The sequence below is a fragment of the Microcoleus sp. OTE_8_concoct_300 genome (assembly GCF_031383065.1).
Lineage (GTDB): Bacteria > Cyanobacteriota > Cyanobacteriia > Cyanobacteriales > Microcoleaceae > Microcoleus.
This window is the reverse complement of sequence record NZ_JANMZH010000747.1, coordinates 1-13,007: the sequence shown is the minus strand read 5'-3', so window position 1 is coordinate 13,007 and position 13,007 is coordinate 1. Positions and strand designations below refer to the sequence as shown.

At 45.5% G+C, this 13,007-nt stretch carries 14 protein-coding genes and 2 pseudogenes; 8 read left to right on the top strand and 8 right to left on the bottom strand.

The features are described 5' to 3' along the window. Positions 1 to 1,235: 1,235 nt before the first annotated feature. Positions 1,236 to 1,760 (bottom strand): annotated as a pseudogene (locus ACUVJL_RS33395) (IS1/IS1595 family N-terminal zinc-binding domain-containing protein); the annotation flags it as partial. Positions 1,761 to 1,950: 190 nt separating this feature from the next. On the opposite strand from ACUVJL_RS33395, the gene ACUVJL_RS33390 reads away from it, so the two are divergent. The 5 genes from ACUVJL_RS33390 (at position 1,951) to ACUVJL_RS33370 (ending at position 5,723) form a co-directional block, all read left to right on the top strand. After that, positions 1,951 to 3,459, top strand: a complete 1,509-nt coding sequence (locus ACUVJL_RS33390) for a UbiD family decarboxylase (RefSeq protein ID WP_445249755.1) — start codon at positions 1,951 to 1,953, stop codon at positions 3,457 to 3,459. Positions 3,460 to 3,712: 253 nt separating this feature from the next. Beyond that, on the top strand, positions 3,713 to 3,946 hold the full coding sequence (locus tag ACUVJL_RS33385) for a DUF6888 family protein (RefSeq protein ID WP_445249757.1): 234 nt from the start codon (positions 3,713 to 3,715) through the stop codon (positions 3,944 to 3,946). Beyond that, on the top strand, positions 3,930 to 4,691 hold the full coding sequence (locus ACUVJL_RS33380; protein ID WP_445249754.1) for a DUF6887 family protein: 762 nt from the start codon (positions 3,930 to 3,932) through the stop codon (positions 4,689 to 4,691). The genes ACUVJL_RS33385 and ACUVJL_RS33380 overlap by 17 nt, the downstream gene beginning before the upstream one ends. A 131-nt stretch (positions 4,692 to 4,822) precedes the next feature. After that, a complete protein-coding gene (locus ACUVJL_RS33375; protein WP_445249756.1) occupies positions 4,823 to 5,056 on the top strand; it encodes a DUF6888 family protein in 234 nt (77 codons plus the stop codon). Continuing rightward, positions 5,040 to 5,723 (top strand): DUF6887 family protein, encoded by a 684-nt coding sequence (locus ACUVJL_RS33370; protein WP_445249753.1) that lies wholly within the window; start codon positions 5,040 to 5,042, stop codon positions 5,721 to 5,723. The genes ACUVJL_RS33375 and ACUVJL_RS33370 overlap by 17 nt, the downstream gene beginning before the upstream one ends. Here ACUVJL_RS33370 and ACUVJL_RS33365 read toward each other — a convergent pair. The 5 genes from ACUVJL_RS33365 to ACUVJL_RS33345 all read right to left on the bottom strand — a co-directional run bounded on the left by ACUVJL_RS33365 (position 5,710) and on the right by ACUVJL_RS33345 (position 9,442). Next, positions 5,710 to 8,448 (bottom strand): CHAT domain-containing protein, encoded by a 2,739-nt coding sequence (locus ACUVJL_RS33365; RefSeq protein ID WP_445249752.1) that lies wholly within the window; start codon positions 8,446 to 8,448, stop codon positions 5,710 to 5,712. The genes ACUVJL_RS33370 and ACUVJL_RS33365 overlap by 14 nt on opposite strands. 82 nt (positions 8,449 to 8,530) lie before the next feature. Next, positions 8,531 to 8,743 (bottom strand): helix-turn-helix domain-containing protein, encoded by a 213-nt coding sequence (locus tag ACUVJL_RS33360; protein WP_445249751.1) that lies wholly within the window; start codon positions 8,741 to 8,743, stop codon positions 8,531 to 8,533. Positions 8,744 to 8,763: 20 nt separating this feature from the next. After that, positions 8,764 to 8,976: a helix-turn-helix transcriptional regulator gene (locus ACUVJL_RS33355; RefSeq protein ID WP_333156964.1), complete on the bottom strand. Its 213-nt coding sequence runs from the start codon at positions 8,974 to 8,976 to the stop codon at positions 8,764 to 8,766. A gap of 20 nt (positions 8,977 to 8,996) precedes the next feature. Then, positions 8,997 to 9,209, bottom strand: coding sequence for a helix-turn-helix domain-containing protein (locus ACUVJL_RS33350; RefSeq protein ID WP_341733497.1), 213 nt, complete (start codon positions 9,207 to 9,209; stop codon positions 8,997 to 8,999). A 20-nt stretch (positions 9,210 to 9,229) separates the two neighbouring features. Then, positions 9,230 to 9,442 (bottom strand): helix-turn-helix domain-containing protein, encoded by a 213-nt coding sequence (locus ACUVJL_RS33345; RefSeq protein ID WP_445249750.1) that lies wholly within the window; start codon positions 9,440 to 9,442, stop codon positions 9,230 to 9,232. A gap of 129 nt (positions 9,443 to 9,571) precedes the next feature. Here ACUVJL_RS33345 and ACUVJL_RS33340 point away from each other — a divergent pair, with 129 nt between their 5' ends. Continuing rightward, positions 9,572 to 9,814, top strand: coding sequence for a hypothetical protein (locus ACUVJL_RS33340; RefSeq protein WP_333446480.1), 243 nt, complete (start codon positions 9,572 to 9,574; stop codon positions 9,812 to 9,814). A gap of 237 nt (positions 9,815 to 10,051) precedes the next feature. Then, positions 10,052 to 10,840, top strand: a complete 789-nt coding sequence (locus tag ACUVJL_RS33335) for a DUF4058 family protein (RefSeq protein ID WP_445249749.1) — start codon at positions 10,052 to 10,054, stop codon at positions 10,838 to 10,840. A gap of 126 nt (positions 10,841 to 10,966) precedes the next feature. Here the strand turns inward: ACUVJL_RS33335 and ACUVJL_RS33330 are convergent, their stop codons facing one another. Both ACUVJL_RS33330 and ACUVJL_RS33325 read right to left on the bottom strand, forming a co-directional pair. Next, positions 10,967 to 11,665, bottom strand: coding sequence for an energy-coupling factor ABC transporter ATP-binding protein (locus tag ACUVJL_RS33330; protein WP_445249748.1), 699 nt, complete (start codon positions 11,663 to 11,665; stop codon positions 10,967 to 10,969). Beyond that, positions 11,662 to 11,937 (bottom strand): hypothetical protein, encoded by a 276-nt coding sequence (locus ACUVJL_RS33325; protein ID WP_445249747.1) that lies wholly within the window; start codon positions 11,935 to 11,937, stop codon positions 11,662 to 11,664. The genes ACUVJL_RS33330 and ACUVJL_RS33325 overlap by 4 nt, the downstream gene beginning before the upstream one ends. A gap of 887 nt (positions 11,938 to 12,824) precedes the next feature. On the opposite strand from ACUVJL_RS33325, the pseudogene ACUVJL_RS33320 reads away from it, so the two are divergent. Then, positions 12,825 to 13,007, top strand: a pseudogene (locus ACUVJL_RS33320) (photosystem II D2 protein (photosystem q(a) protein)); the annotation flags it as partial.

The following is a 13,007-nucleotide window of genomic DNA, read 5'->3' as shown; positions in this document are numbered from 1 at the left end:
TCCGATCGCACTCGGCTAATTTCGCACGGTTCGGCGGGCGATTTATATCATGTCCGATCGATTAACCATAATATCTCGGTCGGGGCGGTTTTTTGAGATGGGAGATTGTTGGCAGGTATTGTTGGTGAGGGGAGCCCCTACAAAAATCCCGGTCGCTCGATCGGACATGATACAGCATATTCCATGTAGATGTAGATCGCGATCGACCGGGTTTCTTCAACAGAATCAGTACCAGAGGCGAGCTCTGTAAAGAAACCCGGTTTCTGGGGTGTACTTCATAGACTTGGAATATGCTGTATTACAGCGCAGGTAGGGCCGTATTTATAAAAAAGCTAGGGAAGTGCGATCGCCACTTGATAATTCTTACCATCTTTTTTAACTTTAAAAGTTTGGCATGACTGCAAAAAATCAATCACCTTGCTGCCCAAATTCAGCGATTGCATTTTTTTAGTAATTGGTTGATGGTATAACTTATTAAATTCGCTGGCAACCTGGTTAATCGGAATATAACTACCGGGAGATTGAGCAGTTAATCCTCTGATTATTTTGACTAGAGATGCTGCCAGGGCAGCAGAGGAATGAGTTTTTTAATTGGAGGATGTTTTGGCGAGCGCCACTTGATGTTGCTGACCGATTAATTTTACTTGAAAAACCCCAGATTCCGACTGCAAATATTTGATTAAACTGGATTTTTTACCCATAAAACTTTTCACAACTAAATCAGCCTGAGTTTGATACTTAGCAAAAAAAACTTTCTTGATTTTGACCAGAGGAATAGCATCCTCTTTTAACTCAAATTTTGCAGCTTCAATTATTTCTACAAGTATAGTTTTAAAAACATCCAGCGACTCAATAGCATTAGAATTGAGACCAGGTATAATTTCGGGCAAATTTTGCTCCGCAACATTTTGATTAACAGCAACGGTAGCCAAAGATGCTTCAAGAACTGGGGTAACTTCGTTTTGGGCTGACTCCGACAGTGCAGCAGCAGGGGAAGTTGTAGAAGGGAAAGCAACAGTCCGGCGCTCTTGAAAAAGCTCAGCCACACTAGAAAAACGAGCGATTCGCTCCTCAATAGATTTATGTTCAGCCTTCAACAACTCTGCAACTTGATTAGCCAATTCTTCAAAACTAGGGATTTCCATTTCCCTCTCACAAGAATAGTGATGAGTATCACCAGTCAGAGTATTTTCTACAGACAAAACCGAATTTTGCCGGCGCACCCGAAACACAGTCAATCCCTGATTTTGCAACTGATTGCAAAGATGATTTAACAAACCGTCCGAAGAACAAACAAAAACTTGTCTGACATCCCGATATCGATATAAAATACCAGCGCCAAAAGCAATCATCTTACCATCAGCACTATTAGCACCGCCCGGAACGTGAATTAGTTCATAACCGCGATCGTAAAGTTCAGCATCCAACTTGCCGATACTCGGGTTTTTCCAGTTAGCAAAAGCAATTTTAACTTGCAGGGGATAGTCGCACAAACCGGCTAAAAATTGTTCTGTATTAACCTTAAGTTTCAGATTTTCGGCATCCAACAGCAAAATCGCAATCCCGCCGGACTCTGTGGTGGTTGCAGGGGCGATTTCCTTCGGGATAGCTTCGCTTAACCGTGTTTCGGTGCATTTGCGATTTAAAGAGTGCGGGTCGGCGGGCTCAAAAAATTGTTTGCGGCAAGCTTTGCAAAGATACCGCTGGTGACCGTTGGGACGGCCGTTTTTACGAACTTGGTCAGATTCGCATCGAGGACATTCCATGTAACCCATTATGCAGCCTACTCCCGAACCGAACAAGACATTACGTATCTTCTTCTTCCTCTTCCTTCGCGCCCTTCGCGTCTTCGCGGTTCGTTAAATAGATATTCTTTCAGCGGTTCAAGAGTAAATTGTGGCAGTCGATCGGCTCATAATAACAAAAGAACGTTAACAATTCTTAAAAAAAATGGCAAGAGACTTGCGGGGATTCCTAAAACTACTCGAAGAACGGGGACAACTGCGCCGGATTAGCGCCTTAGTCGATTCCGACCTCGAAATTGCCGAAATTTCCAACCAAATGCTGCAAAAAGGCGGCCCTGGACTGCTGTTTGAAAACGTCAAAGGGGCCGAATTCCCCGTCGCCATTAACCTTTTGGGTACGGAACAGCGCGTTTGCTGGGCGATGAACATGGAAAAGCCTCACGAACTAGAAGAGCTCGGCAAAAAACTGGGAATGCTGCAACAGCCAAAACCGCCGAAAAAGATTTCCCAAGCGATAGAATTCGGCAAAGTCCTGTTCGACGTAGTGAAAGCCAAACCGGGCCGCAACTTTTTCCCAGCTTGTCAGCAAGTGGTACTTGAGGGAGAAGGGCTGGATTTGAACAAAATCCCGATGATTCGCCCTTATCCGGGAGATGCGGGCAAAATTATCACCCTGGGTTTGGTAATTACCAAAGATTGCGAAACGGGTACGCCGAATGTGGGGGTTTATCGGTTGCAGTTGCAGTCAAAAAACACGATGACTGTACACTGGTTATCGGTGCGGGGCGGGGCGCGACACTTGCGGAAAGCGGCGCAGGCTGGTAAAAAGTTGGAAGTTGCGATCGCCCTGGGAGTTGACCCGCTGATTATTCTCGCCGCTGCAACCCCAATTCCTGTAGATTTATCGGAATGGTTGTTTGCCGGACTTTACGGCGGTTCCGGCGTGCAATTGGCGAAGTGCAAAACCGTAGATTTGGAAGTACCGGCGGACTCGGAAATTGTGTTAGAAGGAACGATTACGCCGGGGGAAGTTCTGCCCGACGGGCCCTTCGGGGATCACATGGGTTATTACGGCGGCGTGGAGGATTCGCCGTTGGTGCGGTTCCACTGCATGACGCACCGCAAAGACCCGATTTATCTGACCACATTTAGCGGGCGGCCGCCGAAAGAAGAAGCAATGATGGCGATCGCGCTTAACCGTATTTATACGCCTATTTTGCGGCAGCAAGTATCGGAAATTGTCGATTTCTTCTTACCGATGGAAGCGCTGAGTTATAAAGCGGCAATTATCTCGATTGATAAAGCATATCCCGGTCAAGCGCGCCGGGCTGCTTTAGCATTTTGGAGTGCATTACCGCAGTTTACTTACACTAAGTTTGTGATTGTTGTGGATAAAAGTATCAACATTCGCGACCCGCGTCAAGTAGTTTGGGCAATTAGTTCTAAAGTCGATCCGGTTCGGGATGTATTTATTCTGCCGAATACGCCCTTTGATACGTTAGATTTTGCCAGTGAAAAGATTGGTTTGGGAGGCAGAATGGGGATTGATGCTACTACGAAGATGCCGCCGGAAACCGATCACGAATGGGGGGAAGTGTTGGAGTCCGATCCGGATGTGGCGGCGATGGTCGATCGGCGTTGGGCTGAGTACGGTTTGGCTGATTTGAATTTGGGAGAAGTCGATCCGAATTTGTTTGGATATGAGATGAAGTAGGGTAATCAACCGTAAAATCAGAGATATCGCCCATCCTCGATCGACCTGTAGGGGCGGGTTTTTCCAACCATTTATGACACAGATAGACAATCTCAAAAACCCGCCCCCACCCCACGAAAAATCGCAAATTACCTCTTTTTAAAGCGATCGAGACTTATGCACTCCGACAAAGAAACCGGGTTTGTATCGAATCTTTGCACTGTCAAGAAGTATTCTCGAAAAAACCCGGTTTCTGGGTTTCTATGCGTAAGTTATATTATATCCTAAAGTTGGTGCCACAATTGAGGAACGATCAATTAATCCCACTGACGAACAAGCCCAAGCCTGTCTGCGCCTGTGCCAGATGTTGTCTAACTACTATTGGGATATTCAGCTATTGGGCTTTGACCCAGAAAGTCGCGAAGTTTACATTTTCGGAAGCGACGAATTGCAAATTATGGTTTTCCCATCAGGAAACTGGAGTTTTTTAGATGAAACCCAACTTTAATGAAATGACCGTTGCTGAACTCAGGAAATATGTGCTCGCACACCGGGACGATATGGAAGCTCTTAGGGCATTATTTCATCATCCGAGTCTGAAATACCAACAAATGCGTCCCTTAGTAACAGAAGATGGTGTGCCAATTGCCGAAAATATTCGCATCGCTGAGGAAGCAATTAAGAAAAAAGCTGAAATCGCTCGGGAAAAACAAAAACAAAGGGAAAAAGAAATTGAGGACAAACTACGCCAAAAATTAGAAAAAGAAATTGAGGAAAAACTTCGACCGCAAATTGAATTAGAAGTGGAACAGAAGTTGCGGCAAAAGTTAGAAAAAGAAATTGAGGCAAGGCTGCTGCCAAAAATCACCGGGGAAAATCAACAATCCGATCGCCCAACTACCGCTACAGTCACGGCTGAAGAAATCGCTCGATTTCGCGAACAATTAAAACACGATCCAGAAGCATTAGCTGCTCTTGATACGATTCAGGAGTGCGAGGGAAATTTAGAAGAGGCTGCACGATCGATCGCGACTGCAGCGGGAAATACAGACGTTGAATCTGATTTGTTAGAAGAGTTAAGCTCTCGGTGTCGCACTGTGATCTGTCAGGAGGATATGAAAGAAAAATTGCCTGTCCTGATAGCTGCGATCGCAGAATTTTTAGCATTAAGCAGCGGTTTTCCGTCAAGACTGGCCACGCCGATCGCACTTTTTGCGATGGAGAAAGAAAGTGAAGATTTTTGCGATTTCTAGAAGTGGCGATCGAATTGAGTGCGATCGGGACTTATGCGCTTCGTCAGAGAAACCGGGTTTTTTGCCTTATCTGCGGGCTGTAACGAAGTATTCCCGCAAAAACCCGGTTTCTGGGTTCCTATGCGTAAGTTATATTATATCCTAAAGTTTGTGCCACAATTGAGGAACGATCGATTAATCCCACTGACGAACAAGCCCAAGCCTGTCTGCGCGTGTGCCAGATGTTGTCTAACTACTACCGGGATATTCAACTATTCCGTTTTAATGCTCAAACCAGAGAAGTATATATCTTCGCAGGTGATGAACTGCAAATAATCGTATCTCGTAATGGACTTTGGAGGTTTGTGGATGAAACCGAACTTTGAGGAAATGAGCAAAGCAGAATTAAAAGCTTACGTCCTATCGCATCGGGATGATGATGAAGCCATTAGGGTATTTTTTGGTCGCCGCAATCCCCCGGATTCAGAAGCGACCTGGTACGGCCCGATGTGTACTCCTGAAGGTTTACCCATTGAAGAAAATATTCGCATTGCTGAGGAAGCAATTCGCCAAAAAGTCGATCGAGATAGAGAAAAATCAAGAGCTAAAGAGTTAGAGGCAAAGAGTGTTAGTACAATAGAGGAAGGATGGGTTAATTCTAAGGAAAGCAAGATGACTGTAGTTACTCAAACAGAGATTGAACAGGTTCGCGAACAACTAATAAAAAATTATCCTGAAGCATTACCTAATCTTGATACGATTCAGGAGTGCGAGGGAAATTTAGAAGATGCTGCACAAGTAATCGTGCTTGAGGCTGGAGAAGAAGAAGTCCAATCTGATTTGTTAGAAAAGTTAAGTAGTCTGTGTCGCAGTGTGATCTGTAAGGAGGATATGAAAGAAGAGTTGCCTGTCCTGATAGCTGCAATAACAGAATTTTTAGCATCGGGTAGTGGCTTTCCACCAGGACTTGCAACGCCGATCGCAATTTTTGTAACTAAGAGAGGAATGAAAAATTTTTGCCAGTCTACTGACTCCAATTCTAACTCCCAGTAACTGTGAAAGCTGCCCAGTAGTAAGGGCTGGCAAAAGGGTGCGGTTGGCGATCGCGGATGCCCTTGAATGCTGCATCCAGAGATGCCTGATACCTCCGTCGCTTGCCTGGTAATTGCTTGATGATTTCCTGAACTTGAGGCTCAATCTCATCTCGCACAATTGCTTCACACTGTTTGTTGGTTAGCTCTCGCAGCCATTTTTGTGCTTTGTTTAAGGCAAGTACAAAATCTAAGCTTTGATGATTTCTGAAATTGTCAAATAGATTTTTGTAGAACTCCCTGATTAATAGAGTAGTTGAGATACTACTCACCTCCCACAGACTACAGACAACTCTGGGAGTACCTGCAAATAGGAAACCGCTGGGCAAGCTAATATACTCATCACTAATGCTGGTTGGATCTGCCAATCCAGTTTCACAGGCTGAGAGGGTGACAAGACTGCATTGGCTGAGGTTCATGCTAAATATTTCACCCAAGGTGAGGCGGGTATCATTTGCTAATTTCAGGCAGGATTGTAGGGGCGATTCGTAGTTAAAGACACCGTGACCAGAGAAGAGAAGGCAGTGAGCTAAACGCAGGAACTCGGCATTAGTGGCATTGTGGAGAGTTTCTTTGCTTGCCTCCTCTCTGACTAGAATTTGAGCATTCCCTGGAAAATAATGACGGATAGTTTCCACAACAGAGTTAGCGAATAATAAGTTTTGTTCAGGGTCTTGGATGGCAAAAAGTCGGCTGAAGTCAGAGCTTTTCTGTTTTTGAGTCAGTTGCAAAAGCTGACAACTGGGTGCATAGCGCAATCCAGCACGGCAGCGATCGCAATCCAACAGGTAAGTCCCATCGGCTAGAGGTAGTGCATGGAGGGGAAATAGGTGCAGGAAGCGGTGGGGAATCAGAATTAGCTGGTTGCAGGTTTCCGGTATTAGGGTCAGGATTTCATCTAGATGCAAAATCTCAGCAAGAGTCTTAAGACGGTTTGGCAGTTGCTTTTGCCAATGAGGTCTATTTTGTTTTAAGTCTTGTAAATACTCATCATTCCAAGCAATTAAGGCTTGTAGGTCTGCTGGAGTAGATGGCCAAACTTTAATACCGGGGCTTTGGCGGGTGATGATGAAGGTGAGTATTTCAGTGCCTGTGATGTACCATTCAATAATAGCAGTGCGATCGTCTACGGTTTCTTGGAATTTCTCAAAATTGAAGCCATAGCCGATAGGCATATAGGAGTCTTGCAATTGATTGCGCTGTTTTCGCAACTGCTGGAGATGTTGCGCTAGGGCAGTTGGGTTATCGGCTGTGGCATTTTGTAGTTGGTACTGACCGCTGGAAATTTCCTTTCGGAGTTGTTTTAGTTGGTTGACAATTTCTGACGGGAAGATAGTATTGGTATCGCGGGTAAGGATAAGTTCAACAAGGTTACGGGTTTTGCTGCGTTCGGCGTATTCAATAGCTTGGTTATAGTAGCCCAGTTCTAGGCAAACTTCTACCATGTGTTGATAGAGTTTATTCCATTGTTCAGCTAGTCTTTGCCGATCTTCTCCGTTTCTAGAACCATAAATTATCTCACTGCGTAAGGATTCTACGGTTTCAATAGCCGCAGCAAAGGCACTATAAGAGTTATCAAATTGCTGGGCATCTTGGTAGGTAATACCCAGATTAAATTGAGTTACTGCATGGTATTTCGGAAAGTTTGATAGAGTGCGTACTTTCAAGGCATCTAAGTAACAGCGGATTGCTAATTCCCAGTTCTCAATCTTTTTATTTGGGCGGCGGCGATAAGTATTTCCCAGATCATGTTGGAGCGTTGCCCATTCTTCCGGAAAGACCTCTATAAGGCATATGTTCAAAGCAGTTTGATAAGACATGATTGCTAAGTCTATATTCTTCTCGATCTTACCTCGAATGCGATTAGAGTATGCCTTACCTAGATTGTTTTGAGTAATAATACATTCTTTGGTGTATTTCTCTGGGTCTTGATTGTAAGTTTGTAAAGCAGATTCATAGCACCCTATTGACCGCTCTAAGTTGTCTTTTTTGTTACCTTGAATGCGTTGACAGTAAGCATTACCCAAATTATTGTTTATATCGGCCCAGCCTTGAGGAAAATTATTCTCGGTATCAACTTGCAAAGCAGCTTTATAGCAACAGATAGCTTTTTCCAAATTTTTCTCTTGATTATCGCGCAGTCGGTCGTGGTAGACTGTTCCTAACAGGTTTAGTGTCCACGCCCAATATTGAGGAAACTTCTTTTTAGTGTAGACTTGCAAAGCAGCTTTGTAGCAGCAGAGCGCTTGCTCTAGGTTCTCCGGCTGCTCGCCATAAATCCGATTGCAGTAGGCATTGCCCATATTATTTTGAGTCTCTGCCCACGTTTGTGGGGAAACGTTGCGAGTCAAAAAAGGTGCAGCAACTTTATAGCCTCTGATAGCAATTTCCAAATTATTAGCTCTGCTTCCAAACCGTAACTCCTGAATTAGGTTGCTGAAAATATTGATGGCACGAGCCATGTTTTCTGCTTGCCTCAGTTGCCCTTGGGTCCGTTTACTAATTCCCCAGCTTCGTAAGAGCTTAGCAAAGTTATGATCTAGCTTGTCTAGATTGGCTTCCAAAAATAACATCACTTGCGCGTCATCTTTGCCCTGCAAGATTTTATGCAATACCTTATCTAAGAATGCGAGGCAAGCTTTGTGGTGCAGTTTGGCTTCTTGTGATTTGCTGAATCCTTTTCCCATATAGCTAAGCAGTTATCGCCAAATAGCTGTATTGTAGCTCAACCAAAAAATAGGCGATCGCAAAGGATGAAATGGATCGCTCCTAATTTTCCAAAACCTCAACCAAATCTTCGATCATCACATCGAAGACAGCAGCAAGTTTCTGCAAAGCCGTATAGTCAACCGTTGCCATTTTGGGAGCTTGGGCGTATTTTTTAACCGTGCTGTAGGGAATTCCCGTTCTGTCAGAGACTTCTTTGAGCGTCCAACCCTTTTCCTCAGCTAGTTCTCGAACCCGCAACCGTATTAACCCCATCTTCCCCCTGACAAATCAGTTTACTGTTCCAAAATCTCAACTAAATCTTCGATCGCAATATCAAACACGCGAGCCATTTTGTTTAAAGCTGTGTAATCTACCGTTGCCAGCTTGGGAGAATGGGCATAACTTCTAACGGTACTGTAAGGAATGCCCGATCGCTCAGAAACTTCTTTTAATGTCCAACCCTTCTCTTCGGCTAGTTCTCGAACCCGCAATCGAATTAGACCCATCTTCCCACTGACAAATTAGTTCAATGTTCCAAAACCTCAACCAAATCTTCGATCATCAAATCGAAGACAGCAGCAAGTTTCTGCAAAGCCGTGTAGTCCACTGTTGCCAGTTTAGGAGCTTGTGCATAATTTTTGACCGTGCTGTAGGGAATGCCCGTTCTCTCCGAAACTTCTTTCAGCGTCCAACCCTTTTCCTCAGCTAGTTCTCGAACTCGCAACCTAATTAACCCCATCTTCTCGCTGACAAATCAGTTTAATATTCCAAAATCTCAACTAAATCCTCGATCGGAATCTCAAACGCACGGATCAATTTGTCCAATGCTGTGTAGTCTACAGTTGCCATGCCTGGAGAACTAGCATAGGTGGCGATTGTAGTGTAAGGAATACCCGTTCTGTTGGAGACTTCCCTGAGAGTCCAACCCCTTTCTTGAGCAAGTTCTCGAACTCGCAGTCTAATTCGTCCCATTCGGCCCTTGACAATTACGAGTTGTCGTAATTTAATAGAGATACAGTTAACAGCGATCGCCCCCTGACCTGAGAAATCTAGAGCGATCGCCTTTCATTCACCACCCACAAAAGTGGGAAGGATTTTCCTATGATACCAAAACAACCGACTTATCGCGATCGACTTCAACCTTGGTGCATAATTCGCCACCTCCCCAACTGTCAGCGGTTAACAGTCACCCGTTTCAGCCGCCGCCCCGATGCCGAATCTTACCTCAAAGCACTGCGCCGCTTAATGCCCGCAGTCCCGCATACAATTGTTTTCGTAAATGCGCTGTCTGTCTTAGATGAAAACAGCGTTCCAATTCCGATGCAATTGTCGATCGAAAGTTAATGCGATCGAACTAATATCTTGCATTTGTTGCCATATTCCGGCAGCGGTTTAAACCCCCGACGGAATATGGCAATAAGTGCCAGATGTGCGATCGAACCTATTATTGCAAAAGGTCGATCGACCCTTCAGCCTTCCTCAGTCACAAGCGAAGCTATGCCCTAAAAGCTATTCCCAAGCCATTCGCGTCAGAAAAGTATTGCTAAACTAGAAATAGATTTGAGTCAAGGAGTCACATCAATGCCATCTCCCTTTCCCGGTATGGACCCGTATTTAGAGCATCCTGAACTCTGGCCTGCCCTACACCACTGGCTAATTATTGAAATTGCCAGATTATTATCTCCGCAATTACGTCCTAAGTATTTAGTTTCTGTAGAAGTGAGAATGTATGAAACCGCTGACGACAATTTATCAATTGGCATTCCTGATGTAAACGTAATTCAGCCAAGAACTACAACCGAATTAATCACATCAAACGTAGCCGTTGCAGCGCCACCAACACAACCCTTGACAGTAAATATTCCCATGCCCTACCAGGTTCGGGAAGGCTATTTAGAAATTAGAGAAAGAGGAAACCAAGAACTAATCACCCTGATTGAAATCCTCTCGCCTAGCAATAAGCGCACAGGAAAAGGACGACAAATGTACGAAGAAAAGCGAGAAGAAATTTTATCCAGTCGCACTCATTTAATTGAAATAGATTTATTGCGGCGCGGTCAAAAAATGCCAGTTATTGGCAATGACATTGAAAGCCACTATAGCGTTTTGGTGTGTCGGGGAAATCGCCGTCCCAGAGCAGATTTGTACGCTTTTAACGTGCAGAACCCGCTGCCTGCCTTTCCTTTACCCCTGAGATCGGGCGATACTGAACCTGTCATAAACTTGCAAGAATTATTCACTCAAATTTACGACATAGCAAGTTACGACCTGAAGATAGATTATCGCAACTGGGAAGTCATACCAGCGCTGTCAGAGGCCGATACAATTTGGGCAGATGCTTGGTTGCGCGATCGAGGATTGCGAGATTAATTTGCCGTGCCGCCAAAATCTGGTTAAATACCCTATTTATTTCTTAGTCTGCGGAGGCAGACTTCGTTTGACTCTATGCAGCGATTTCAATCGCCTCCTTCACTTAATTCTCAAATTGCTTGAGGGCTAAATATCTTGGCTTTGCATCAACCGCTGCTTCAAACGCGCCGGATCTCCCCGATCGACCACCTCGCCCTTTTCCAACAAAAAAGCCCCATCGCAGTAATTCAACTCATCCAAACGGTGAGTCACCCACAAAGCCGTAATCCCGCGATTTTTCACCAACCGCTGCACCGCCGCCACCAAATCCAACTGAGAATCAGGATCTAACAAAGCCGTCGGTTCGTCCAACAGCAGAATTTCGCAGTGACGGGCGATCGCCCCAGCAAGAGCAATTCGCTGCTTCTGGCCCCCACTCAAAGCATAAATCGGCCGCCGCTGCAAATCCAGCAAATTCACAGCCTCCAAAGCCTCCGCCACCCTCGCCCGCACCTGAAGATTAGAAAGCTTTTCCTCCACCAAACCAAAAGCCACATCCGCACCCACCGTCGGCATCACCAATTGGTGATCCGGATTTTGGAACACAAAACCCACCCGCCCACTCAGGTCAATTTCCCCCGACTGGGGGTGCAGCAGCCCAGCCATCAGCCTCAACAGCGTAGACTTGCCGCTGCCGTTAGTGCCCAAAAGCATCCAAAACTCGCCCTTAGGTACATCCAAAGAGCAACCTTGCAACACTCGATCGCCCGACGGCCAGCAAAAACCCAAATCCCGCACAGCAACCGCTGACTGGCTCATCTCGGCACCAACACCCCCAGCCCTCATTCTGCAGCAGCCGACATCGAGACAAAACCCGGGGATCTGCCTGTAGATGACGCCCCCGATTTCTGAGAAACCACCACCCCAGAAATCTCGCTGCTGAGCACAGCCACCTTTTTCTCAGGATTTTTCTCGCAAGTGAGTTCCAAAATTTGCGGTTGGGAGTTGCGAACCGCCTCTAAAACCTGTTGATAAACAGCCTCAGCGTCCTCCGCCGACTTCCGCTGCACCGACAGAGAGACGGGCGTGTTCTTCACAATGATGTCAATGCTGAACATATAGTCTTAAAAACCTAAGTTTGGAGCTCTATCCTCAGTATATATATAGGACTTACCCAAAGACACCCAGTTTCTTAGAAAAATAAGACGTTGAGGCCGATATATCTACCAAGCCACCGGGCATCTGACGCCAAGCGCAGAGACTCCTATATAGTAGAAGTTCCCAAATGCAGGGCAAGGACTTCCGGGACTTCCGGGACTTCGAGGGCTTCGGGGAGTTCTGGGACTTCGGACAAATCAAGATCCGGAAGTTTTTTAAGAAATACTTGCCATTGTAAAGAATTACCTCTATAATCTTGATTACGGTAAAGAAAAGTAAAGTCTGTTCATAATCCAACTCGTTTTCTGCTAAGCAGAGGCAACGGTTGGAGACTACAGACTAGACACAAATCCGTTGTAATTATATCCATTTGGAGATTTGCGTAAGTCAGTAACCCAGCCGTAAAGGGACTGAGCTTGTAAGAGCGATTAAGCAAGCTGTGCTGACCAGCCTAAGCCTTAACTGGCTACGTTATTTGAGTCACGACACCGGAGAATGCGACGCTAGTTTTCCGCTCTGTCATTTGCAATTAAACAGTCTTAAGGTCACTGAGACAGTGTTGCAAGTCTAACAAGCTCTTATAACATTGGCGAAGCGAACATTACCCCGAAAGGGAGGCTCCACAAGAGCAAACATTATGCGTTCAGGGTTGCAAGGTTTGAGGTGGTAACTGTCCCACTGAAAGTACATTACAAAAGTACACCAAATCAAGCAACTCGAAGGCGGTAATGGTAAAGAAAGATTCAAGGCGGTTAAAACCGCTCGTGCGATGCCCTGAGCGTAGTCGAAGGGTCGTTTTCCTCTGTAGGCTCAACCCACTTAGTTTCCCACTTACCGAGTATTTTTTATGACAATCGCAGTCGGACGCGCCCAGAACGAAAGAGGCATATTTGATGTACTCGACGACTGGCTCAAACGCGATCGCTTCGTCTTCGTAGGCTGGTCTGGCATCCTGCTATTCCCCTGCGCCTACATGGCCATCGGTGGCTGGTTAACAGGCACCACCTTCGTTACCTCCTGGTACACCCAC